This window comes from Mesorhizobium sp. NFR06, assembly GCF_900115245.1.
In the GTDB taxonomy this organism is placed as follows: domain Bacteria; phylum Pseudomonadota; class Alphaproteobacteria; order Rhizobiales; family Rhizobiaceae; genus Mesorhizobium.
The window spans coordinates 1-23,629 of sequence record NZ_FOVT01000031.1 but is presented as its reverse complement, the minus strand read 5'-3'; the positions used below and the strand labels follow the sequence as shown (position 1 = coordinate 23,629).

Annotated in this window: 19 protein-coding genes and 1 pseudogene; 10 read left to right on the top strand and 10 right to left on the bottom strand. The window is 63.9% G+C overall.

The window, feature by feature from the left end; genetic code table 11:
- Nucleotides 1–129: 129 nt before the first annotated feature.
- Nucleotides 130–1,035 (top strand): ankyrin repeat domain-containing protein, encoded by a 906-nt coding sequence (locus F3H96_RS29665; protein WP_149805191.1) that lies wholly within the window; start codon nucleotides 130–132, stop codon nucleotides 1,033–1,035.
- Between the two features lie 273 nt (nucleotides 1,036–1,308).
- Nucleotides 1,309–2,397 carry an acyltransferase family protein gene (locus F3H96_RS29660; protein ID WP_149805190.1) on the top strand — a complete coding sequence of 363 codons (1,089 nt, stop codon included), beginning with the start codon at nucleotides 1,309–1,311 and terminating at the stop codon, nucleotides 2,395–2,397.
- Nucleotides 2,398–2,420: 23 nt separating this feature from the next.
- Here F3H96_RS29660 and F3H96_RS29655 read toward each other — a convergent pair whose 3' ends face one another.
- Together F3H96_RS29655 and F3H96_RS29650 are read right to left on the bottom strand one after the other, a co-directional pair.
- The gene (locus F3H96_RS29655) at nucleotides 2,421–3,062 is read right to left on the bottom strand and encodes a DUF5074 domain-containing protein (RefSeq protein WP_149805189.1); all 642 of its coding nucleotides are present in this window, start codon (nucleotides 3,060–3,062) and stop codon (nucleotides 2,421–2,423) included.
- Between the two features lie 30 nt (nucleotides 3,063–3,092).
- Nucleotides 3,093–4,313, bottom strand: coding sequence for a helix-turn-helix domain-containing protein (locus F3H96_RS29650; RefSeq protein WP_149805188.1), 1,221 nt, complete (start codon nucleotides 4,311–4,313; stop codon nucleotides 3,093–3,095).
- A 119-nt stretch (nucleotides 4,314–4,432) separates the two neighbouring features.
- Here F3H96_RS29650 and F3H96_RS29645 point away from each other — a divergent pair, with 119 nt between their 5' ends.
- From F3H96_RS29645 to F3H96_RS29625, 5 genes and pseudogenes are all read left to right on the top strand, one after another.
- A complete protein-coding gene (locus F3H96_RS29645; RefSeq protein ID WP_149805187.1) occupies nucleotides 4,433–5,182 on the top strand; it encodes a DUF899 family protein in 750 nt (249 codons plus the stop codon).
- A 145-nt stretch (nucleotides 5,183–5,327) separates the two neighbouring features.
- Nucleotides 5,328–5,531, top strand: a pseudogene (locus F3H96_RS29640) (hypothetical protein); the annotation flags it as partial.
- Between the two features lie 123 nt (nucleotides 5,532–5,654).
- A complete protein-coding gene (locus tag F3H96_RS29635; protein ID WP_149805185.1) occupies nucleotides 5,655–6,914 on the top strand; it encodes a glycosyltransferase family 87 protein in 1,260 nt (419 codons plus the stop codon).
- Between the two features lie 364 nt (nucleotides 6,915–7,278).
- Nucleotides 7,279–8,739, top strand: coding sequence for a phospholipase D-like domain-containing protein (locus tag F3H96_RS29630; protein ID WP_149805184.1), 1,461 nt, complete (start codon nucleotides 7,279–7,281; stop codon nucleotides 8,737–8,739).
- Nucleotides 8,740–8,763: 24 nt separating this feature from the next.
- Nucleotides 8,764–9,573 carry an endonuclease/exonuclease/phosphatase family protein gene (locus F3H96_RS29625; RefSeq protein ID WP_188131591.1) on the top strand — a complete coding sequence of 270 codons (810 nt, stop codon included), beginning with the start codon at nucleotides 8,764–8,766 and terminating at the stop codon, nucleotides 9,571–9,573.
- 113 nt (nucleotides 9,574–9,686) lie between these two features.
- On the opposite strand, the gene F3H96_RS29620 is transcribed toward F3H96_RS29625, so the two are convergent.
- Entirely contained in the window at nucleotides 9,687–11,672 is a 1,986-nt protein-coding gene (locus F3H96_RS29620; RefSeq protein ID WP_149805183.1) for a BTAD domain-containing putative transcriptional regulator, read from the bottom strand.
- A gap of 163 nt (nucleotides 11,673–11,835) precedes the next feature.
- Between F3H96_RS29620 and F3H96_RS29615 the strand changes: the two genes are divergently transcribed.
- Entirely contained in the window at nucleotides 11,836–12,828 is a 993-nt protein-coding gene (locus tag F3H96_RS29615; protein ID WP_149805182.1) for a DMT family transporter, read from the top strand.
- Nucleotides 12,812–13,720, top strand: a complete 909-nt coding sequence (locus F3H96_RS29610; protein ID WP_348530102.1) for a DUF1194 domain-containing protein — start codon at nucleotides 12,812–12,814, stop codon at nucleotides 13,718–13,720. Before F3H96_RS29615 ends, F3H96_RS29610 begins: the two co-directional genes overlap by 17 nt.
- A 75-nt stretch (nucleotides 13,721–13,795) precedes the next feature.
- On the opposite strand, the gene F3H96_RS29605 is transcribed toward F3H96_RS29610, so the two are convergent.
- The 6 genes from F3H96_RS29605 to F3H96_RS29580 all read right to left on the bottom strand — a co-directional run bounded on the left by F3H96_RS29605 (nucleotide 13,796) and on the right by F3H96_RS29580 (nucleotide 21,449).
- Nucleotides 13,796–15,796 carry a glycoside hydrolase family 127 protein gene (locus F3H96_RS29605; RefSeq protein ID WP_149805181.1) on the bottom strand — a complete coding sequence of 667 codons (2,001 nt, stop codon included), beginning with the start codon at nucleotides 15,794–15,796 and terminating at the stop codon, nucleotides 13,796–13,798.
- An 18-nt stretch (nucleotides 15,797–15,814) separates the two neighbouring features.
- Nucleotides 15,815–16,672 (bottom strand): carbohydrate ABC transporter permease, encoded by an 858-nt coding sequence (locus F3H96_RS29600; RefSeq protein ID WP_149805180.1) that lies wholly within the window; start codon nucleotides 16,670–16,672, stop codon nucleotides 15,815–15,817.
- Entirely contained in the window at nucleotides 16,672–17,598 is a 927-nt protein-coding gene (locus F3H96_RS29595) for a sugar ABC transporter permease (RefSeq protein ID WP_149805179.1), read from the bottom strand. The genes F3H96_RS29600 and F3H96_RS29595 overlap by 1 nt, the downstream gene beginning before the upstream one ends.
- A 275-nt stretch (nucleotides 17,599–17,873) precedes the next feature.
- On the bottom strand, nucleotides 17,874–19,121 hold the full coding sequence (locus F3H96_RS29590) for a sugar ABC transporter substrate-binding protein (RefSeq protein ID WP_149805178.1): 1,248 nt from the start codon (nucleotides 19,119–19,121) through the stop codon (nucleotides 17,874–17,876).
- Nucleotides 19,122–19,199: 78 nt separating this feature from the next.
- Complete coding sequence (locus F3H96_RS29585) at nucleotides 19,200–20,249, bottom strand: LacI family DNA-binding transcriptional regulator (protein WP_149805177.1); 1,050 nt, start codon at nucleotides 20,247–20,249, stop codon at nucleotides 19,200–19,202.
- 306 nt (nucleotides 20,250–20,555) lie between these two features.
- A complete protein-coding gene (locus tag F3H96_RS29580) occupies nucleotides 20,556–21,449 on the bottom strand; it encodes an HNH endonuclease (protein ID WP_149805176.1) in 894 nt (297 codons plus the stop codon).
- A 135-nt stretch (nucleotides 21,450–21,584) separates the two neighbouring features.
- Here F3H96_RS29580 and F3H96_RS29575 point away from each other — a divergent pair, with 135 nt between their 5' ends.
- Nucleotides 21,585–22,124, top strand: a complete 540-nt coding sequence (locus F3H96_RS29575; RefSeq protein WP_149805175.1) for a dihydrofolate reductase family protein — start codon at nucleotides 21,585–21,587, stop codon at nucleotides 22,122–22,124.
- 240 nt (nucleotides 22,125–22,364) lie between these two features.
- On the opposite strand, the gene F3H96_RS30805 is transcribed toward F3H96_RS29575, so the two are convergent.
- Nucleotides 22,365–23,629, bottom strand: a 1,265-nt coding sequence (locus F3H96_RS30805) for a hypothetical protein (RefSeq protein WP_210248191.1), incomplete at its 5' end; no start/stop codon positions are given.

The window sequence follows — 23,629 nt, the reverse complement described above, 5'->3', positions numbered from 1 at the left end:
CCCGATGCCAGAGGGCAGCAAGGCCATGGCAGCCCCCCCCGAAAACTCTCGTTCTCGCAGGGCATTTGAGGTATGCTTGCCCCCTCGAAAGCGTGCTGCTTCCTCCGGTTTGCCTTGGGAAGGTGCCAAATGCGCAGGCTCCTGCTTTTCCTTGCGCCACTGCTTGCATATTTCCCGATTGAATTGCGCGCCGCCGCCATTCACGACGCCGCGAAGAACGGCGATGTCGCAGCGATCACCGCAGCGCTCGACGCAGGTGCCGGCGTAGATGAGAGCGATGAGAGCGACGGGCGCATGACACCACTCTATCTTGCGGTCAGGGGCGGGCATTTCGCGGCGGCAAAACTGCTCATGGAACGCGGTGCCGACGTCAACGCCGTCCCGACGCCGCTCTTGGGTCCTGCCCTCATGCCGGCTTTGGCAAAACGCAGGATCGATTTGATCAATCTGTTGCTGGAGGGGGGCGCAAATCCAAATTCGCACCGCGGCGGCGAGGCCGCCCTTCACATCGCCGTCACTCTCGGTTGTCTCGACTGCGTGAAGGCACTGGTCAAGGCCGGCGCGGACGTGAATGCGAAGACAAAGAACGGCAAGACGCCGCTCCATCTGGCAAAATTCAAGGGGCAACGCGAAATTGCCGACTATCTCATGTCGCACGGCGTCGTCATGCCAACACCAGCCCCGATCTCGATGAAGCTGGCTTCTGCCGATGTCGAGAAGGGCCGAACCTACTTCACCCGCCTGTGTGCTGGTTGCCACAATCACGAGCCACAGAAAGGGAACAAAACGGGGCCGAACTTGTGGGGCGTCGTCGGCCGCGACAAGGCATCTATGGCAAATATGCGTTACTCCGACACCTTGCTGGGCTGGGAGGGCGTCTGGACGTACGAGGACCTGAACAGATATCTCTTCGGGCCCATGCTCACCACGCCGGGCGTTAAGATGGAAATTCCTGGTGTTCCGGACGAGACCGAACGAGTCGACCTGATCGCGTACTTGCGCACACTCAGTGACAAGCCGATCCCGCTACCCTGAATCGATGATCTCTTCTGCAACTACTGCACGGGCCTGCGTCGCCTCGTCGTTTCCCAACTCAGATTTGTTCAAATAGCCACCTTTGGCTTTTGGCGCGACCAAGTCGTTGCGCCAGTTGCAAGCAACGGCAGTTCGCCGACCACTGCCGGGATGGGTACCAAGCCTCAGACTTTCACCACTGGCAGCGCCGCGTTTACGATATCCGAAGCTTCATGCTGCTAGAGGTGAGCCTGTCCGGTACTATTGCACAGGTGCTTTTCCTCGAGATCGTTTATGAAAAGTTCGATGCGCATGCCGTGGGTGGACACGGCAAAAGGCCTTTCCATCATCCTGGTGGTGATGATGTATTCCGCCTACAACACCGGTGAATACACCGGCGGCGTCGGCTTCCTGCATTATGTCATCGGCTTTGCGACACCCTTCCGCATGCCGGAATTCTTCCTGATCTCGGGCCTGTTCCTGTCGCAGGTGATCGACCGGCCATGGCGGCGCTATGTCGACCGCCGCGTCGTGCATTACCTCTATTTCTACGTGTTGTGGGCGATCATCTCGATCGGGCTGAAGATCGGCATCTTCAGCCGCGATCCCGCCGGCATGCTGCATGACCTGGCAATGGCCGTCGTCCAGCCCTATGGCGTGCTGTGGTTCATCTATATGCTGGCGGTGTTCGGGATCGTCATACGCGTGTTGCGCGAGCTTCGCGTGCCGCACTGGATGGTCATCCCGCTCGCCGCCGCGCTGCAGATGTGGGCGCCGAAGCCGGACAGCTACGCGCTCGAGCAACTCGCCGCCTATTTCGTGTTCTTCTATCTCGGCTTCGTCATGGCGCCGCTGGTGTTCCGGCTGGTGGCATGGACGCAAGATCGACCCGCGATAGCCGTCGCGGGCCTGCTCGCCTGGGCGCTGGTCAACGGCCTGCTTGTCTATTCGCCGGGCTACGCCATGCAGCCGGTCGGCATGCAGATGGGCCTGGCGGCGTGGCCGCCGTTGCATCTGTCGCTTGCCGTCGCCGGCGCGGTGGCGCTTTGTGTGCTCGGCGGTTTCCTGTCGAAATTCGCCTCGATGGAATGGCTGCGATGGCTTGGCGAGCATTCGCTGGTCGTCTATGTCGCCTTCACCATCCCGATGTCGATGTTCCGGGGCGCGGCGCTTGCAAGCGACCTTCTGACCGATACCGGCATGCTCAGCCTCGCCGTACTGCTCGTCTCGGTCGTCAGTCCGGTGGTGCTCTACTTCATCGTCAAGCGCATCGGCTTCGGCACGTTCCTGTTCCAGCGACCGGCCTGGGCTCATGTCGATGGACCGAATGCCGGTCAGATCTCAAACAAGGGCGTTGCCCGGCCGGCGCGCGAGGCGGCCTGATCGAGGCCGCCTGCTTGAGTCCGTTACTTGCCGGCATCGTGACCAGGCCGGCGCACGGCCTTGATCTTGCCGCTGCTGCCGCCACCGCAGAAGAAGCAGCCGCCGCCATCGGATTCCAGTCCCGATACGCCGGAGGGCATCGCCACCTCCTGCAGCACGTCGCCTGTCTCGGGATCGATGCGCAGCAGATCGCCCTCCTCGCCTTCCCAGGTGGCATGCCAGAGTTCGCCATCGACCCAGGTGACGCCAGTAACGACACGCTTCGACTCGATACTGCGGATCACCTTGCCCGTCTCAGGATCGATCTGATGGATCTTGTGTGCCCTGTATTCGCCGACCCAGAGCGAACCTTCGGCCCAGGCCATGCCTGAATCGCCGCCATTGCCGGGAGCGGGAATGGTGGCGACGACCTTGCCTGTCTTCGGGTCGACCTTATGGATGCGGTCCTCGGCGATCTGATAAAGATATTCGCCGTCGAAGGCGGTCCCGGCATGCGAGGCGACGTCGATCGACTGCACGATCGCGCCGCTCTCCGGGTCAAGCGCCTTCAGCTTGTCGCCGGTGGCGAACCAGACATTCTTGCCATCATAGGTGACGCCATTTATGCGCTCGGCGTCCGGAAAGGGCCCGTATTCGCGCAGGATCTCGGCGGCAGCTCGTTTCATTTCGATCTCCATTTGAACAGTGGCCGCAGACTAGTCGCTCGGCAGCGGACCCGGGAGTAACAAGACAGTCGGGAATCCGGTCATCGGCGGTGTCATCCAGCGGCGCGCCCTACCGCGGCCGACCGCCTGCACCTTGTTTGCCGTCGAGAGCTCCTCCAGCGCCCGCTGCACGGTGCGCGCGCTGGCGCCGAGCGCGATCGCCAGCGCCGAACTCGACCACGACTCGCCGTCGGCCAGGAAGGCGAGCACCGCCCCATGCTCCTCCTCGACAGGCGGCGCCAGCACCACGACCTCGGCGGCATTCAGCGGCGAAAGCGCGAAGCCCCGGGCGGTCGCGTTGATTTCAGCGAGTGCGCTCAATTCGGCGCGCAGCCGGCCCATCTCAACCCTGAGCCTCGCGCGGTGCGATTCATCGGCGTGCCTGGCGTGGAAGGCGCGCCTCAGCAGCGTCTCCCGCGCCGCATCGGCCGGCCAGACCTCGGCAAGCGCGCGCGCCAGGGCGAACAATACCGGTCGCGTCGCCAGCGAAACGACCGCGTCGGCTTGGCGCACTACATTGCGACAGGCATCGACGACGAGCGCGCCGGATGCGAGCAGCGCCTCGACTTCATCGAGCCGGAGCGGCTTCTCCGAACCCTTCGACACGAGCCGCGCGACCGGCATGTTCAGCACCAGCGACGCGCTTTCGACTTCGGCCTTGAGCGCTGGAATGTCGGCCTGGTAGGCGGCAAGCGACGCACGGCCGAGCGCAGAGCGCGCGACCTTCGTCCTCATGCGCCTGACCGCGATGCCGGCGGCGGCGAGCTCATGCGCGACGCGCGCGACCGGCGGCAGCGGCGCCGGATCGAAGCCGGCAAGCAGGCGCTCTGCCTCGTCGAGGCGGCCTATCAGGATCAGGCGACGCGCCTCGAGACTTCCCGCATAGGCGGCATTGACCCGGTCGCCATGCGCTTGAAGCGTCGCACGCGCCGAGCGCAACGCCTTCTCCGGCCAGCCAAGGTCGCGCGAGACCAGCGCGATCTCCGCCTCGGCGACGACGCAGCGGGCGCGCGCCACCGCTTCCCTCGGACTGAAGGCGCGGGCGGCGTCTTTCAGCAGCGCCTTGGCCTTGGCGAAGTCGCCGAGCTGCGCCATCGCGATGCCGCGCAGCGCCAGCGCCGGCGCGTCGTCGCGCAGCGCGACGCGCTTCAGGGCGCCGAGCGGATCGCCGGCGGCAAGCGCGCGGCCGGCGGCATTGATCAGCGAGTCCATGCCATCGCCTGACGGGCGGCCGCAGCAAATCGCGTCACACTTGTAACTCTCACCATCGCGCCGTTCAGCCCTAAGTCTTTCCTCGTCACCCAACCAAACCCAAGAACGGGACAAGAGCAATGACCCAACACATGAAGACACCACCGGTCGTTTCGCAGGAAGCCTGGGAAGGCGCTTATGAGGAGATGCTGGTGAAGGAAAAGGCGCTGACCCGCGCCCGCGACGCTTTAGCCGCCGAACGCCGCCGCATGCCGTGGATGGAAGTCAAGAAGGACTATGTCTTCGAAGGCCCCAACGGCAAGGCGAGCCTGCTCGACCTCTTCGAAGGCCGCCGCCAGCTCATCATCTACCGCGCCTTCTTCGAGCCCGGCGTCTATGGCTGGCCCGAACATGCCTGCCGCGGCTGCTCGCTCGGCGCCGACCAGGTCGGCAACCTCGCCCATCTCAATGCCCGCGACACCACGCTTGCCTATGCCTCGCGCGCGCCGCAGGCCGACATCCAGCGGCTGAAGCAACAGATGGACTGGAAGATGCCCTGGTACACCATCACCGACAGTTGGGATAAGGATTTCGGCGTCGACGAATGGCATGGCCACAATGTCTTCATCCATGACGGCAATCGCATCTTCCGCACCTATTTCGTCAACAACCGCGGCGACGAGGCGTTCGGCACCGTGTGGAGCTATCTCGACGTCACTCCGCTCGGCCGCCAGGAGGTGTGGGAGGATTCGCCCGAAGGCTATCCGCAGACCCAGACCTATAAGTGGTGGAACTGGCACGACAGCTATGAAGAAGGCGCCGCGCCCGACCAGAGATGGGTCGAGGTGTCGGATGCCGGCGAGGCGGCGTTCCGTAACAAGAACGCCTGAGCGCGAAGCGACTCCGGCGGCGCAAACCGTGCGCCGCCGGAGCCGACCTTTCTCCCCGACAGTCCGGCCATCTTGAAAGGTGGAAGAGATGAGCATCGACGATCCCGACTTCACCCCTCGCCCGGCCGGCTCGAGCTTTGGCCTTGCAGACTGGCTCTGCCTCGCGGCGGCACCGACCTTTGCGATCATGGCGCTGGTCACCGCCGCTTATGGCGGCCAGGACATGATGTGCATGTCGGGCCCAGGCGCCTCGATGCTCGGCGGCATGGTGCCGATGTATCTCTTGATGGCGGCCTTCCATCTGGCGCCGTGGCTGCGGCTGGTCGGCCGGCACGCCCATGGGATTTGACCGAGCGCTCACAAATCCCCGCAAGGAATGGGCCCCCCTGTGAAGGGATCTACCTCGTCAATCGAATATTAGGCAAAAGGGTGCAGGTTCGGCTGTCGGCGGTGCCGACGCCGGATCCGGATCATGCTCGAACATATGCGCACCGGCGATTGGCTCACCCGGGAACGGGTCCGCATCATCGCTGTCACTTTGCTGATCGTCTACCTCCTGTTCATGGCCTTCCTCTTCGCGACGTCGAACGGCCGCGTCGACCGTTTCGATCGCCCCCTGGGTACTGACTATTCGCAAGTCTGGACGGCGGGGCGCTTCGTGCTCGAGGGCCATCCGGAGAAACCGTTTGACAATGCGGCGCATCAACGGCGGCAGGAAGAATATTTCTCACCGACATCGGGCTTCTTTCACTGGGGCTATCCGCCCTACTTCCTGGTCGTCGCCGCGTTCTTCGCCCTGTTCCCCTATGCCTTGTCGCTGTTGTTGTGGCAGGGCTCGACCCTGCTGCTCTATCTGGTGGCGGTGCGTCGCATCGCACCCATCCAGGACTGCCTGTTGGTGGCGGCAGCTTTTCCCGCAGTCTTCATTAACATCGGTCATGGACATAATGGCTTTCTCAGCGCCGGCTTGATGGCTCTGGCATTGCTGGCGCTGGAGCGGCGGCCTGTCGTGGCCGGTGTCCTGTTTGGCTTGCTTGCCTATAAGCCACAGTTCGGTTTGCTCGTTCCCATCGCGCTTCTGGCTGGCGGCCACTGGCGCGCGATCGCCGCCGCTGGAGCAACGATCGCGGCGATGACGCTGGGAACGGCGTGGGCCTTCGGTTGGGAAACCTGGCGCGGTTTCTTCGACATGATGCATTTCTCGCGCGTCGTCATTTCCGAACAAGGCGCGACAGGCTGGTATAAGATTCAAACGATTTTCTCGGCAGTGCGCATGTGGGGCGGCTCGATTCCACTCGCCTATGGCGTGCAGGCTGTTTGCGCTTTGGGCTGTGCCGCCACCGTCGCCTGGATGTGGTTCGCCCGCGCCGACCGCCGGTTGGCGGCCGCCGCGTTGATGACCGGAGCTCTTCTGTCGACACCCTATGCGCTCGACTACGACATGATGCTGCTCGGACCGGCGCTGGCTTTCGTCATCGCCCATGGCATCGAAAGAGGTTTTCGGCCCTGGGAGAAAACAACTCTCGCGGTCATCTGGGCCGTACCGTTGTTGGCCCGCGTGCTGACCATGACGACCTTCATTCCCGTCGGTCAGATCGCGATGGTGGTCTTCATGGCGATGATCTTCCATCGCGCATGGCCGAACGCCAGACATGGCAGGGACGGCAGCGGCGAGGCGCGCCCAAGGCGCGGCATTTTCCGTGGCGTGACCGCCCGCGACGTTCGCTTCTGAAGGGTTGCAACGCGTTGGACCGCTTCCGGTCATCTCGCCCAGGCAGTCGCATGACACGGCGGCGCCAATGCGTTGACGACCGGCAGCTTCATTGCCGGCGCATGGCACTACGGCGCCGGACGGACTGTCAGCACGGTCACTACGGCAATGCAGGCCAGACGCAGCTACCGGCATGGAAGCTGCCGGTGAGGTCGCGCTGCACGGCCACGATCCGAGACGGTATCGCCGCGATCAGGAAGCCGCCGCGTTCGGTGCTCCCCTCTCTTCGCTGCCGAGCCATCGATGGTGGTCTCGATCCATGCCTGGGAAGCGGGACCGAACCGCCGCATTGCCTTCCGCAACGGCTCGCACAATAGTCGGGCCGATGTTCGAGGCGATCGCGAGTCACTGGTCCACGCTTATCCTTCTCCTGTCGCTGGCGATGGCGGCGGTCGGCATGGTCCACGCCATCATGACGAAGGAAGACGTGCGCGCTGCCACCGGCTGGGTGGGCGTGATGCTGCTCTCGCCCTTCCTCGGCGCGATCATCTACGCCATTGCCGGCATCAATCGCATCCGCCGCGCCACGATCAGCGCCATGCGTCCCGTCTCCGGCGAGGCGGCCGCCGCCAGGCACGACCGCGACGTCGCCCTGGAAGCCCTGATCAATGCCGAATACGGCCAGCGTTTCACCGGGCTGAAGACGCTTGGCGACAGGGTGACGCGGCGTTCGCTCACCTCGGGAAACACCATCGCGGTGCTCCAGAGCGGCGACGAGGCCTATACGGCGATGTGCCGGGCGATCGACGCAGCGCAGCGAAGCGTGCTTCTGGAAACCTATATTTTCGACAATGACGCGGTCGGAGCGCTTTTCGTCCAGTCGCTCGGCAACGCCGTCAAGCGCGGCGTCACCGTGCGCGTGCTGATCGACGCCGTCGGCGTTCGCTACTCGGTACCCAGCGTGCTCAAACAACTCAGGGAAGCCGACGTCACCGTCGATCTCTTCAACGGCAACATCGTCATGGGCCTGAGACTTCCCTATGCCAATCTCAGGACCCACAGGAAGATCCTGGTCGTCGACGGCACCGTGGCGTTCACGGGAGGCATGAACATCCGCAAGGGATTCTCCGCCGAATTCGCCGGTTCCGAAAGTTCGCGCGACACGCATTTCGAGGTCACCGGGCCAGTGGTGGCCGATCTGTTCTCGGTTGCCGCCGAGGATTGGCGCTTTGCCGGCAACGAGACCTTGAAGGATGGGCCCTGGCAGGTCGAGCGGGCAGCACCGGCGCCCGGGCAGCCGATGCTGGTGCGCGCGGTGGCGACCGGGCCGGATGCGTTCAACGAAACCAATCTCAAGCTGCTGATGGGGGCGTTCTCCGTAGCCCGCAAATCGATCCGCATCATGTCGCCCTATTTCCTGCCGGACCGGGAATTCATCAGCGCGCTGACCACGGCAGGCCGCCGCGGCGTCGAAATCGACATCGTCGTGCCGGCGGTGAACAACCTCTTCCTCGTCGATCATGCGATGACGGCGCAATTCGACCAGGTTTTGAAGCACTATTGCCGTGTCTGGCGCCATGAAGGCGCGTTCGACCATTCGAAGCTGATGGCGATCGACGGGGTGTGGGCCTATGTCGGCTCCTCCAATCTGGACGCCCGTTCGCTGAGGCTGAATTTCGAGATCGACATGGAAGTCCTGGATCAAAACTTCGCCGCCGAGATCGACGCCCGCATCGAGGCCGCCATCTCCACCGCCCAGCCGGTGACGCTGCAGACGCTGAAGGCGAGGACCTTCATAATCCGCGTCTTCGACCGTTTGCTGTGGCTGGGATCGCCCTATCTTTAGAGCAGGAAATCGAGCATCGGGATCATGGAGATAGAAGACATCAAAGGACGCAGCCTCCCGGAGACCGTGCTGCTCTCGATCCGCAGCAGAAGCGCGCGCAAGGCGAAGGCGACGCCGCGCAAGCGCGTCAGAGACGCCGAAATCGTCGTTGCCTCCTACAACGTCCACAAATGCGTCGGCACCGACCGCAAGTTCGATCCGGAACGGACGGCGCGCGTCATCCGCGAAATCAGCCCTGACGTGATCGCGCTGCAGGAGGCCGACAACCGTTTCGGCGACAGGGCCGGGCTGCTCGACCTTGCCCGCCTGGAACTGGAGACGGGACTGGTGCCGGTGCCGGTCGCGGGAAACGGCAAGGGGCATGGCTGGCGCGGCAATGTGCTGCTGTTCAAGCGCGGCACGGTGCGCGACGTCCATCAGATCAAGCTGCCGGGACTGGAGCCGCGCGGGGCGCTCGTCGCCGAAATCGATCTCGACGAGAAACGGAGCCTGCGTGTCATTGCCGCCCATCTCGGCCTGCTGCGCCGCTCTCGCTCAGAGCAGGCCCGCGTCGTGCACGACATCATGAGCAGCGCGGACGAAAGGCCGACGCTGCTGCTCGGCGACCTCAACGAATGGCGGCTTGGCAACCGCTCGGCGCTCAACACGCTGCACACGACCTTCGGCCCGACGCCGCCGGCAGTGCCCACTTTCCCATCCGGCCTGCCGGTGCTGGCGCTCGACCGCATCATGGGGAACCGGCACGACCTGGTCTCAGGCGTCGAGGCGCATGACACGCCGCTATCGCGGGTCGCCTCCGACCACCTGCCGCTGACGGCCTTCGTGCATTTGTAGAAAGGGCTGGCCTAGAGCAATTCCAGGAAAAGGGTGACACGGTTTTCCGTCAGGAATTGCGTCAAAACAAAGAGATAGAGCAATTCGCCGTTTCCGTGAAACGGTGAAACGCCCTAGGAACTCGGAAGGCCTGCTCTCGACAGCATTTTCAGGAAGCGGTCGTGATGATCGTCCTGTACATAGCGCGGCATGAACCCCGGGCAGACATTGCCCAGGTTGAGATGTGGAAGTTGCGACAGGCAATGGTGGATCGCGCGCGAGGCTTCTTCATTGTTTCCGGTGGCCGAAGCCGCGGCCGCCCAATAGAGGGCGCCGCGGACGAAGCCGGGCTTGGTCCTGACCACCCTGCGGGCGACTTCGAGCGCTCGGCGATCGTCTCCGCCGGCGAACAGCGCCACGACCAGGCCGTGGTGACGCCAGAAGTCGATCACGTCATGCGTTCCGAGCCGGATCGCTTCATTGGCCTCGCGCAACGCTTCGCTGACTTGTCCGCGCAACGCGAAGAGCATCGAAATATCGCCATGGCCGCTCGGGTAGCTCGGGTTGAGGCTGATCGCGTATTGGCATTCGGCGATCGCCTCGTCGATACGGCCTGAACTCTCGAGAGCAAATGACAGGATGCAGCGGGCAATCTCGTCGTCGGGCACCGCCCTCACCGCGGCTTCCGCAAGCTCGAGCGCATACTCGATTTGCCCCTGGTCCCGAGGCAAGGCGCCAAAAGCCACGCCCATGGATGTAAGGATCGACAGCGTCCGTTTTGCACGCGCGTTCTCGGGGGCGATCGCAAGGGCCTTCACGGCAAGCTCTACCCCAGCCAGCAGCGAGTGCCTGGTCATCTCGAAATACTTCATGAGAGCTTCGTTCACCAACCTGCGCACTTCAGGGGAACCGGGCGGGCTCTTGTCGCGGACTTTCCAGTTGGTCAGTTGAAGCTCGAGGCTGACGGCCAGGACAACCGACTGCGCGATCCTGTCCTGGACCTCGAGCGTGTTCTCGGAGTGACTGTCGAACTTCTGGGCCCAGACATTGTGGCCGCCAGCGGCGTCGACAAGCTGGACGTTCACCCTCAACCCATCGCCGGACCTCTGTATACTGCCGCTAAGCACATAGCGCGCCCGAACCAGTCCCGGCGTTCTGGCCTCTTCGCCTGGGCTGTTCTTATCCATTGGAGGGATCGCGGAGAGCACGACGTAGTCTGCCACCTCGGAGAGCGCCGTGGTGATGTCGTGGACGAGCCCCCGTGCAAAAAAGTCGTCGCCCCGCTTTCCCGTCAGGTTGACGAAATCGCCGACACTGATGGTTGGGCGCCCGAAGCGCTGGCCAGCCGGGACTCCATTTGCCGGCTGCATATTTGATGACTTGCCCGGCGCGGACTGCAGGGATTGCCAGAAGGCTCGGGTCTCCGGGCTGACGTCGACGCCAAGCTCCTTCTTCAATACGTTTCTGCAGGCCTCGAATGTTCGCAACGCCCTGTCTCGCTGGCCGCAGGCAACGAGCAATTCCATCTTCAGCCGATAGGATTCCTCTCGCGTCGGTTCCATGGCCAGAATTCGATCGGCCAGGGCAACTCCAGCTTCAGCGTCCACGAGACGAGCAAGCCTTTCGAACGACCCAAGCGCGCGGCCCAGCAGCCTTTCGCGTTCCGCGGCGGCCCAATCGTCGAATGCATTGCTCCCCAGGTAGAGGCCGTCGAGAAAAGGCCCTGTATAGAGTGAAAGAGCTGTTTCGAGCTCTTGCGCGGAACGGGCCGAAAGACCCGTTTCGAAATCCTCCACATCGACCCGAACGGCGTCGTGCTTAAGGCCGATCAGTTCTCGCCCGGAACGGATGATGTCCAAGCCCGCTCCCGCCAGATCGCGGCGCAGGACGCTCAGGGTCTGGCGCAGGCTGTTGCGCGAGTGCTCGCTGTCGCTCTCGCTCCAAAGCAGGTCGGCCAGCCTCTCGCGTGTTGCCGCCATACCCGGACAGCGCGCGAGATAGGCGAGGATCGCAGGACCACGCTTCCCGGTCAGCCAGACCGGCCCGCCATTTTCCCTTGCAATCTGGAAGCCGCCGAACAGTGAGATGGATCCGGCAGCAAGGTTATCCCCATTTCGCATTTGCGTAGCGACTTTCCGGCATAACGGAATCCTAACTCAAAACTAACGCTTCGCATACTCTGGAGCCGCGCACCCAAGCGCTGCAGTGACGGACGCAGTTTAGTCTTCGCTGAATTAGCGCCAGCTGAACCAATCACAGGTTGCTGGCTGAGGGGTGCGGTGAATGTCGAGGCTCACAGCCAACTTGCTGCTCTTGTTTGCCGCCGCTCTGTGGGGCCTCGGGAATGTGGCGCAAAAAACGGTGCTTACCCATCTCGATGCGCTGAGCGCCGTTGGCCTGCGCTGTCTCATCGGCGGGCTGCTTGTGCTGCCCTTCGTCTTGACGGAAAGGCGACTTCCCGCCGGCGCCGGCCATTCTTCCAGCCTGGCCCGAGTGGTCGCGCTGTTTGCCGTCTCCATCGTGCTGCAGCAGCTCTGCTATCTCGGCGCCACCGTCACCAATGCAAGCTTCCTGATCAGCACGGCAACGGTGATAACGCCGCTGGCCGCCTGGATGCTCATGGGCGAGCGTCCGACGACCGGTCTCATCCTTGCCGCCGGATCGACGGTCGTCGGCTGCCTGTTTCTTTCAGGCGGCGTCGCCGGTCTCAGCGGCAGCGATCTCACCGCCCTCTTGTCGGCCGGCTGCTATGCGCTCTGGACGGTCGAGCTCGGACGGCACATGCAGGTCCATGCCCGTCCCTTCACGGCCGCGGCCGCGCAATTCCTCGCCGTCGCCGCGCTCGCCCTTCCGCTTGGCGCCATGCGAGGCAACCTGTCATTCACCGCGGCTTCCGAGGCTGGCCCCGAACTGGTGGTGCTCGGGGTGTTCTCCACGGCGGTCGCCTTCGGCATACAGATTGCCGCCCTGCGCTTCACGTCGGCCAGCCATGCCGCCGTGATCGTGAGCGCCGAAAGCGTCTTCGGCGCCCTCGGCGCGGCGATCTTCCTCGGCGAGCAACAAACGGTCGTCGGCGCGCTGGGCGCGGCCATCATCCTGGCTTCAATTCTGTCGGTCGCGATGGCGTCTCGATCGCCAGTGCGCCTCGCCTTGCGACCCGACGTCGGCGCTTCCGACGCGGGAGTCCGCGCCCTGGGAAGTGCAGCAGCCGGCTGGGGAAGTCCCGCAACCGCCAATCCCGCAGGCGAGGAGGCATTCCATGATCCTTGCCGATAACGCGCCGTGCTCGTCCGCCAGCGGGAACCGGCCTGTGGTTGAGATGGAGGGTAGAATGTTCGAATGCCTTAACGGTAAACCGGGCTACCGGATTGATGCCCGGCTGGAAAAGCGTGCCCTTTTCTTGCTGGGAGTGGCAGCTCTCGCCGCCTCGGCGCTCTGGGCACCGAGCGCTAATGCCACGGACATCGATGGCACGGCGCTGAACGTCGACGTCGCGGTCGTGTTTGCCGTGGACTTCTCCTCCTCGATCGATCCCAAGATCGCCGACATGCAACGCGAAGGGCATGCCGCGGCACTCACATCGCCAGAGATCATCAGCGCCATCTCCCAGAATTACCTCGGCTGCATCGGTGTCGCCTATTTCGAATGGTCGAGCCCCGGCCACTCACGCACCGTGCTGCCTTGGACACGCATCTGCGGGCTGGACGATGCGAAGGCGGCCGCTTCGGTGATCAGAAACAAAGGCGATACCGGCTATCGTCGCGTAGGCCGGAGCGGCACATCGGTCTCGGCTGCAATCGACGTCGGCAGCCTACTGCTCGATCAGTTCCCGGGAAATGCGATGAAAAAGGTGATCGACATCTCTTCCAATGGCGAGAACAATGACGGGCTTCCCGTTCAGCCGAGCCGGCAGAACGCCATCGCCAAGGGATACACGATCAACGCGATTGCCATTCCTGCGGACGACGAGGATCCCAAGCAACCGCTGGCATCCTATTTTGCGCAATCCGTCATCGGCGGCTCCCAAGCCTTCGTGATGTCGCCAAAGGGCCCGCACGATTACGTCACCGCCCTTCGCCGTAAGCTGGTGACCGAGGTCAGCATGAATGTCGAGGTACATGCTGGCGCAGGAGAGCTGCCCGCGCCGATGGTTGCCGACATTCAATAGGGCTGAGCGGCCGCGCTCGATCATGACGTGCCGCCGGTGTCTTGCACCGCGCGCGCCGCAACGAAGCCTCGCCGCTCATCCCTCCCTCAGCCACACCAGCATCTCGCCGGGATCGCGATTGTCCCACGCGAAATAGGGAACGGCCTTGAGCTTCGTCTCTTCCGTCGCCGGCGGCTCGGGGCGATAGAGATCGGCGCCCCAGTTCTCCGCTCCGGTCCGGCTGCCGATGGCCGAAAGCGTGACGACGCCGCCGAGCAGGTTCGGCTCGGGATGCGCCTCGAGCCTGGCCGTGCGCGGCAGGGCGATGCGATGCAGCCCGCCGCCATTGTCGGTCTCCTCGACGCAGTAGATCAGCGGGCCACGGGCGAGCGCGACGCGGCCGATGTCCTGACGCACATTCGGGTTGGCGAAGAGGCGCGCCATCGACATTTCGAGATCGAGCTCGACCCTGTCGCCCTGGCGCCATTCGCGGCGGATCGCGGCGTAGCCATCGACGGTCGCGGAATCGAGATCGACCATCTTGCCGTTCACCCGAAGCGCTGCCTTGCGGCACCAGGCGGGAACGCGCAGGTGAAGCGTGAATTCCACAGGCGCCTCGGCCTCGACCTCGATCGCGATCGCGCCGTCCCAAGGATAGTTGCTGGTCTGGACGAGGCTGACGGGCCGGCCGGCGATCTCGAAGCGCGCCGTCGAGTCGCCATAGAGATGCACGGCCAGCGCGTCGTCGGCGAGGCCGTAGAAATAGCTGCCGATCGAGGCCACCATGCGGCCGATATTGGGCGGGCAGCAGGGGCAGCGGTGCCATTTCCAGCGATGATGGCCGCCACGGCTTTCCAGCGGGTTCTCGTAGAAGAACAGCGAGCCGTCGAGCGACAGGCCCGAGATCGAGCCGTTGTAGAGCGCCCGCTCCATCATGTCGGCGTAGCGGGCATTCGGCCCCATGCCAAGCATGCGGCTTGCCCAGAACACCAGGCCGACCGAGGCGCAGGTCTCGGCATAGGCGGTTTCATTGGGCAGGTCGTAGTCGCTGGTGAAGCCTTCATTGTGCGCCGACGGCCCGAGGCCGCCGGTGACATAGAGGCTCTTGGTCGTGAGATCGTTCCACAACCGCTCGAGCGCGACCTTCAGCGTGTCGTCGCCATATTCGGTGGCGATGTCGGCCATGCCGGAATAGAGATACATCGCCCTGACCGCATGGCCGACGACCTTGTCCTGCTCGCGCACCGGCTTGTGCGACTGGTTGTACTCGTAAGTCTTGAAATGATAGGCTTTCGGGTCGGCGCCGCGGGCGCGCGCCTCCTCGTCGAAGTAGTGCGGCTCACGGCCGCGCTGGTCGATGAAATACTTTGCCAGCTCCATGTACTTCTTCTCGCCCGTCGCTCGAGCCAGCTTGACCAGCGCCAGTTCGATCTCCTCGTGGCCGCAATAGCCCTTCCTTTTGCCGGGCTCGGGTCCGAACATCGAGGCGATGTGATCGGCGTAGCGACACATGATGTCGAGCAGCTTGCGTTTTCCCGTTGCCTGGTAATAGGCGACGGCGCCCTCGATCAGATGGCCGGCGCAGTAGAGCTCGTGGCAGTCGCGCAGATTGGTCCAGCGCAGTCCGGGCTGGATGCGCTGGTACCAACTCGAAAGGTAGCCGTCCGGCTGCTGCAGCTTGCCGTACAGGTCGATGACGGCGTCGATCTTCTTTTCCAGCTCCGGGTTGCGGCGCCGGTACAGCGAATAGGCGGCGGTCTCGATGGTCTTGCCCCAGTCGGAGTCCCAGAACATCTGCGTCGTCACCGTCGAGCCGGTGAACTCGGCGCCCTGCCCGTCCGCCTCGTCGGGCGACGGCGAATGGAAGGGAATGACGACGCCGGGCGACGGCCGGTCCGGATCGATCTGCTCCAGCATGCGCGCCTCGACGCAGCGGTCGTACAGAATGCCGGCGGTCTTCGCGGCCACCGCGTCGACACGGTCGCCCCAGAAGCCGCGGACATCGACCTGCGGCACGGGAAGCGGCCAGAAGGCGAGTTGCGGCCTGGTTCCGGTCTTTTCGGCCTCTGTCGAGGTGGCGGGCTGCGATGCGGTCATGGCGTCACTCCATTCGAATTACTTGACGGCCCCGGCCATGAGGCCGCGGATGTAGAAGCGCTGCAGCGCCAGGAACAGGATCAGGCACGGCACCATCATCACGGTCACGCCAGCCTGCACGGCGCCCCAGTCGATAGCACCGAAGCGGCCGGACTGAAGCGCCGTCATCATCACCGGCAGGGTGAATTTGGACTGGTCGGTCATCAACACGAGCGCTGCCAGGAACTCGTTCCAGGCGCCGAGGAAAGCGAACAGCGCGATGGTTACGACGCCCGGCCAGACCAGCGGCAGCATCACCTTGACGAGCATGGTGACGTTGCTGGCGCCGTCCATGCGCGCGGCCTCCTCGATCTCGCGCGGCACGGCGTCGAAGGCGTTGCGCATCATGAAGATCGAGAACGGCAGCTGCAGCGTGACGTAAACGCAGACCAGCCCGGTCAGCGTGTTGTGCAGTCCGAGCTTGGTCAGCACCAGGAAGATCGGCGTCAGGATCGATTGGAACGGGATCATGATCGTCGACAGGATGAGGACGAAGAAGAAATCCCTGAATGGAAAGCGGAAGCGCGAGAAGCCGTAGCCGGCCAGCACGCTGACCAGCACCGACAGGATCACCGTCATGACCGAGACGTAGATGCTGTTTTGCGCCGAGGCCCAGAGCCCGTCGCCGAAGGAGTTCAGCGTCTCATAATTCTCGATCGAAAAGCCGGTGGTCGGCCAGGGCGGCAGCGGCGGCTGGCGCGCTTCCTGCGCCGGCTTGAAGGTCGACAGCACCGTCCACACGATCGGCGCCAGGAACAGTATCGAGGCGATGATGCCGGTGGAGTGCCTGGCGAGGCTGAAGGCCGCCTTGCGGTTTTGCGACATCGCCTCGGCCATCAGTCGAGCCCCTCGGGCTTGCGCAGCAGCCAGAGCTGTATGAGGCTGAGCGCCACCAGGATGACCAGCAGCACCATGGAAAGTGCGGCGCCGTAGCCCAGCTTGAAGGACACGAAGGACTGGTTGAAGATCCAGTAGACCGCCGTCAGCGTCTGGTTGCGCGGGCCGCCGCGCAGGATGATGTAGAACTGGTCGAAGGCGAGGATCGAGCCAGCGACCGACAGGATCAGCGCCAGCGCGAGCGTGCGGCGCATCAAGGGCAGCGTGATCAACCTGAAGCGGGCGAACGGTCCTGCCCCGTCGATGACGGCGGCCTCCTGCAGGTCCTGAGGAATCGATTGCAGGCCGGTCATCAGGATGATCATGGTGAAGCCGGCGACCTTCCACACCACCATGGCGATGATCGACCAGAAGGCCGGCTGGAAGGTGGCCAGAAGATTGACCTTCTTTTCGGTCAGGCCAAGGTCGAAGGCGGCCGGGCTGAACAGGCCGGAATCGACGTTCAACAACCACGACCACAGCAGGCTCGCCGAGGCAAAGCCCACCACCGCCGGCATGAAGAAGGCGGTGCGGTAGAGATTGGTGAGCGGGCGCGGCCTTTCGATGAAGATCGCCAAGGGAAAGGCGACGGCGAAGATCGCGATGGTGACGACCACCGTATAGTAGAAGGTGAATTTCAGCGCGTTCCAGAAGCGCGTGTCGTGCAGGATCGCAGCGTAATTGTCGAGACCGACGAAGGAATGTTCGCCCATCAGCGGCCAGTTGTTGAGCGACATCCACGCCGTCATGCCGAGCGGGATGACGAAGAACACTACGACCAGCGCCACGGCCGGCGCGACATAGAGCAAGCCGATCCATTGCCGGCGGCCGACGCCGGTCCGGGTTCGGGTGCGTGCGGGTGCTGAAGCCACTGTAATAGACGCCATCCAGGTTTCTTCCTCGTGTCCGTGGCGGCCGCGACGTCCCCCTCCCCCCTTGAGGGGAGGGTCCGGCCGCAGGCCGGGGGTGGGGTCCTCCGCGACACGCGCCGACGAAAAATAGCGTCGAGCAGTTCGCAGGCGACCCCTCCCGGACCTGCGGTCCGACCTCCCCTCAAGGGGGAGGTAAGGGCGGCCGCCCGGCCAGGGAGAGGGGCGGGCGGCCGGTCAGAGCTTTGGGCGGCGAGGCATTGCGCGATCCTCGCCGCCGGCTGGCCCTGGTGTTACTTGTTCGGCGCCTGGTCGATGATCGATTGCATGGTGTCCTGCGCATTCTTGATGGCGCCGTCGACATCGTCGCCGAAGAACACCTCGTTGACCATCTGCGTCCACGGCCCGTTGGCGGAATTGATCAGGTCGTTGAACACCACCGAATAGGGGGTCTTGCCCTTGGCCATCGCCTCGGCCGCCACCTGATAGCGCGGATCGAGATCCTTCAAGGCGTCCTTGGCGATGTCGTTGCGCACCGGCAGGCTGCCGTATTTGGCAAGGATCGTCTGGCCCTCCAGCGAATAGGCGAAGTCCAGAAACTCCTTCACCACCGCGATCTTCTTGGTGCCCTTGGTGACGACGAAATTGTCGCCGCCGGCAAAGGACGACCAGCCGCCGTCCTTGCCCGGCAGGAAGGTGATGCCATAGTCGACATTGGGATATTGCGTGTTGAGCGCGCCGATGGCGAAGGCGCCGGACGGCGAGATACCGATATTGCCGCCGGCGAATGCCGCGAAGAAGTTGGCGCCGGTGTCGGTCTGCGCGCCCTCGGGCACCATTCCCTTCTTGACCATCGAGCGGTAGAGGTCGATCGCGCCGCGCAGTTGCGGGCTATCGAGCGTGGCCTTCGAGCCGTCCTCTGACAGGATGTCGCCGCCCGAGGCCCAGATCAGCGGCGTGAAGGTGAAGATGTTGCAGCCGCCGCAATTGCCGGAGAAGTAGAAGCCCTTGATGTCGCCGCCGAGCGCGTTGACCTTCTCGGCGTCGGCCTCTATCTCGGCCCAGTTGGTCGGTCCCTTCTCGGGGTCGAGGCCTGCCTGCTTGAACAGCTTCTTGTTCCAGATCAGCACCGAGGCGTCGGCCGAGAACGGCAGGCCGTAGATGCGGTCCTTGTAGGTGCCGGTCTTCACGTGCGCCGGCGACAAGCTGGCAAAATAGGGCAAGGATTTCGCCCAGTCGGTGATGTCCTCGAGCTGACCGCCGGCGGCGAAGGACGGCGTGTAGATCAGGTCGAGCGAAAGCGCGTCGGGCGCGGTGCCGCCGGCCGCCGCAGCGCCATATTTCGGGATGATCTCGGCGTTGGGAATGATGTCGAGCTTGATCTGGTCCTTATGCGCCTTGTTGAAGGCGTCGACGATGCGCGGCATGTAATTCGAGCCGTCGGCGCGCACCCAGATGTTGGCGGTCTCGGCGGACGCCGCCTGCAAGCCGCCGCCGATGACGGCCGCGGCAAGCGCCAGCTTGGCAAGCATGGTTTTCATTCTATTCCTCCTCATGGTTCTCCTCCCTGTTTCGGCCACGCCGCCCGGCGGATCCGGGCGCGCGCAAGCCTTGTTGCTTCATTCCGGCGGACTTCCGCATGACTGACGCACCACCAACCGGCACGGCAGTTTCCTGATGCCCGGCGCGGCCGGCTGGCCGCCCACGAGCGAAAGCAAAGCGAGCCCGGCCTCGCGGCCCAGCGCTGCCAGGTTCATGTCGACCGAGGTGAGCGGCGGGCGCGTCGCCTCGGCCACGATCTCCCAATTGTCGAAGCCGATGACGCCGACATCGCGGGGAACATCGATGCCGCGCTCGCGCAGCGCATCGATGACGCCGCGAGCGATCTGGTCGTTGCCGCAGAAGACGGCATCCGGCCACCCTTCCCTGCCCGCCTTGCCGAACAGTCTTGCGACCGCCTCATGGCCCCAGGCTTCCGACCAGGCCCCGAGCAGCGGCTCGCTGGCCGGCAGGCCGGTCTCCTCGAGAACATCGCGGTGGGCTTGCGCCCGCGCGTGCACCACCGCGAAGCTCGCGGGGCCGCTGACATGGGCGATGCGGCGGCGCCCGAGCCGGCAGAAATGCTCGACCGCGAGCCGGGCGCCGCCGGCATCGTCGGAGACGAGGCCGACCGCGCCGGGATCCGGCTGGGTGAAGGCATAGACGACGGGCACGCGCAGGTTCGACAGATCGACGGGCAGATGGCGGTCGATGCGTTTTCCCGTGGCGATGATGCCGTCGACGCGCTTGTCGAGCATGGCCTCGACATGCAGCTGGCCGAGCCGCGTGTCGTCCTCGACATTGCACAGGAACACCGACACGCCTTTGTCGACCAGCGCATCAGAAACGCCGGCCATCAGCGGCAGCGAGAAGCGGCCATAGGTGTCGTTGGTGAGCAGGCCGACGGTGAAGGAGCGTTTTCTGAGCAGGCTCTGCGCCAGGCTGTTCGGCCGGAAGCCAAGCAGCCGCGCAGTCTCGCGGATGCGCTCGCGCGTCTCCGCCGTCATCCGCCCCTGCCCGTTCAACGCCTTCGACGCCGTCGCGACGCTGACGCCCGCCACCGCCGCCACCTCGCGCAGCGTGACCGGCGGCTTGGCGGAAACTGGCGCTGGCTCGGCATCTGCGGACATGGGCGCGGCGGATTCCTTAGCTGGGAAAAGGTTTTCCCTTACCGCCCTGCGCGGTGACGACGGATGAGGTCAGCACGTGCCGGGCGATTTGGGAAAAGGTTTTCTCAGGCGGGAGACTAGGGGAATGTAGCGGGGTTGGCAAGGGGTTAACCCGCGCCATCAACGCCACTATCTCTCAACTACCGTCTCCGCAAGACGTCTGTTCAGCGATGGCGGACAGCTGAGTTCTAAGAGAGGCGGCCCTGCCTGACGCGCCTGTAGGTCGACAGCAAACGATATCGACGTTTTCCTAAGCGGAGCCCTATCTCACTGCTTAAAACAGTGCTCCCGATGCCATTGCAAGAAGCGCGGATGTGGGCGTTGAGACGGTCGCACAGGGGAAAGCGCCCGGCGCGTTTTGTTGATGAATCCCTGAACGCTGTCCAAGTCGTTGACCTGCCGCGAAACCAGGATTTCCAGATCGTCGGACAGGCTGATCAATCCGCGATCGAACATCCAATGCGCCGTGCCCGACAGAGCGAGCCCATTGTTGACGATGTCCGGCCCGTTCGCCTCGACCGGTCGAATATGGGCGGCGGACACCTCGGCCCGGCCGCCGCCGTTGATCAGCTTCAGCCCCGTGATCGCGCAGCGCTCGTCGTAGGCGCGCAAGACGATGCGGCGAAAAATTCGATCTCGCACGATCCGCGATCCGATGTAGCTCGCGCGGTCACGGCTCTGCTCAAACTGAAACGGCGCCTGCTCTTCCTGAAGGCCAACGCCGATTTCATCGACGCGCGGCAGCACCACCTCGCTCGCTTCGAAAGCCAGATCGATGATGCGGTTGAAGTCGGCAGGGCTAAGCGGGCGGACGGCGGATTGGGCGCGGCCCGATATTCTGCCCTCGTCATTGAGCAGACCCCGTTCGACCCGACCATCGGCCCCATTGAATGGAACAGGATTGACGAAATCGAGGTAGGTTCCAGGCTCGATCAGGGCGAGGTACATGCCAGGCGCTGCGGGGTCTGGAATGACCTGCTGGACCTTGGCCATGGCGAAATAGCCACGGGTATCGTTCACCTTGCTGGGCTCGTAGTAAACGATCCAGTCGCCGACGCAGGCTTCGACGCGGCGCAGATACTGGCGCGGGAACTGGTACTGCTCGGCGGGGCTGTCGTCGTAAATTGAATCCGTGCGGTGAATGAAAACCCCAAATGCCATGGTCTTCTGCAATGCATTGGTTGGAAATACGTCGGAGCTGATACAGCCTGATATGAAGTGCTTAGTCCAGCTAGGACAGGTTTTTCGATATTCGACTTAATTTAATATGGCATTCGGTCAGATGTGGAGGACGCAATGCGGGAATTGATCGTCACCGAATTCATCACCGTCGACGGCATCGCCGAGCATGAGCAACTGCCCAACGTTGCCTGGAACGACGCGATGAACAAGTTCAAGGAGGATGAGCTTGCCGACAGCGGCGCCATGCTTCTCGGACGCGTCACCTACGAGATATTTGCCGGCCATTGGCCATCGGAAACCGGCGACTTCGCCGATCGCTTCAACGCGCTGCCGAAATACGTCGCCTCGACCAGCCTCGAGACGGTCGACTGGGAGCCGGCCGAGATCCTCGATGGCCCCCTGCCCGAAGCCGTCGCCCGGCTGAAGCAACAGGCCGGCGGCAACATCTATGTGCATGGCAGCCTGAGCGTGGCCCGCCAGCTTCTCGGTGCCGGGCTGGTCGACCGCGTGAGGCTGCTCGTCTATCCGGGCGCCGCCAGCCGGGGCAAGCAGCTGTTTCCGTCCGACGCGCCGGTCGCGCTCGAACTAGTCTCGGCCATGCCGTTCGACAACGGCGTGGTGGCGATGGAGTACAGGCCGGTCGCGAAGACTTAGGGCGCTGCTCCTGGGCCGGAACAGCCGAAAAGGAGTGCGGCTCGCGCCCCGCTTTTTTGTTGCGCCAGGAAGGTTGTTGCGTGGGCTGTTCGACCTGACGCACCTTTCCAGTCTGCGTCAGACGCGCCATGGCCGCGCGGGATCGCCCTTGATCGGGCGCGGCCAGATGTTTTGGTTGCGTTGTGTGACCGAACGATCGGGGGCAAGATGCCCCCGATCACGAGATTTGCGCACAGCTCGTCAAACGAGGAAGACGCTGGCGTCCGGATGCGCCTGGTTGTTCATCGCGTCGAAGGCGTTGGCGATATCCTCGAGCCCCGGTTGACCGGTCAGACCGAAGTTGGAGGTTGGGGCGCCGGTGTCGTTAAGGACGTCCCGCACTGCGGCAGTGACCTCGCCCGGTTGGAGCGTGTGGTCGTGGTTCCCGTCGATCTGATTGAGAATAGCGATGATCGCTGGGTCCGGACTGGTCGCTGCGGAGAAACTGAAATTGAGCTCCGGTTTACCGCCGGGGCCGTCGGGCACTGCAGTGACGGCAGCGGAGAGAAACGCCGCCGCCGACGAGCGTTCGAGGTGATGCACGCCACCACCCTTGGCCCCCAACGCATCCGCGATCGAGGGCGTTCCGGGGATCTTCGTCAGGTCTTGGAAACCGAAGATGGTCTCAAAAGAGGTGTTGGAGGTCCAGCCCGAATGGAACTCGCCCAACTCTTGGTTCAAGATATCCAGGTGGTTCTTCCAGAAGCCCGGCGTCAAGCCCTGGCCCGGCGGGGGCAGGAAGTTGGTGAAGTCGTTGCCGGTGTCGATGCCGCCGCTGCCGGGATTGTCGACCGTCTGCACGAGGATGCCGGTCTGCTGGGAGCCGGCCGGCACCACTTCGTAGATATTCTTGCCCACATCCGCCAGCGTCAGACCGCCGATCGACCAGGCGCCGCCGGCCCCGGTCGTCGTCGAAAGCTCGCCGGCGTCAAACACGTGGTTGCCGTTCTCGTCGATGTAGATCGTCACAGGATCGTGCGACCATGGAATGTCGTCCGCCGTCTTGCCGTCGCCCGTCAGGTCCTCATACTTCGTGCCCGAGATCGAGAAGAACTTGAAGTTGGCGAAGTCGAGATTGTCCTGGTTGGTGCCCGAGGTGCCGGTGATGGCGTAGCCGGCATTGCCCAGCGTCTGCACCGAGCCGCCCGGCAGGACCTCGTAGACCTTGTCGCCGGCATAGCTGGCGTCGAGCCCCGTGAACTGCCAGAAGCCGTTGGCGTCCGTCGTCGTCGACAGCTCGCCGCCGTCCAACGTTTGGTTGTTGTTGGCGTCGATGAAGATGGTGACACCGGCCCAGGCCTTGTCGTCGGCCCCGACGCCGTTCGTGCCGTCGTCGCCGTTGACGTCCTCATATTTGGTGCCCGAGATCTCGAACAGCTTGAAGTTGTCGAAGTCGAGCCCGGTCTGGTCGGCGCCGGAGGTGCCGGTGATGCCGTAGCCGGCCTGGCCGACCGTCTGCACATAGC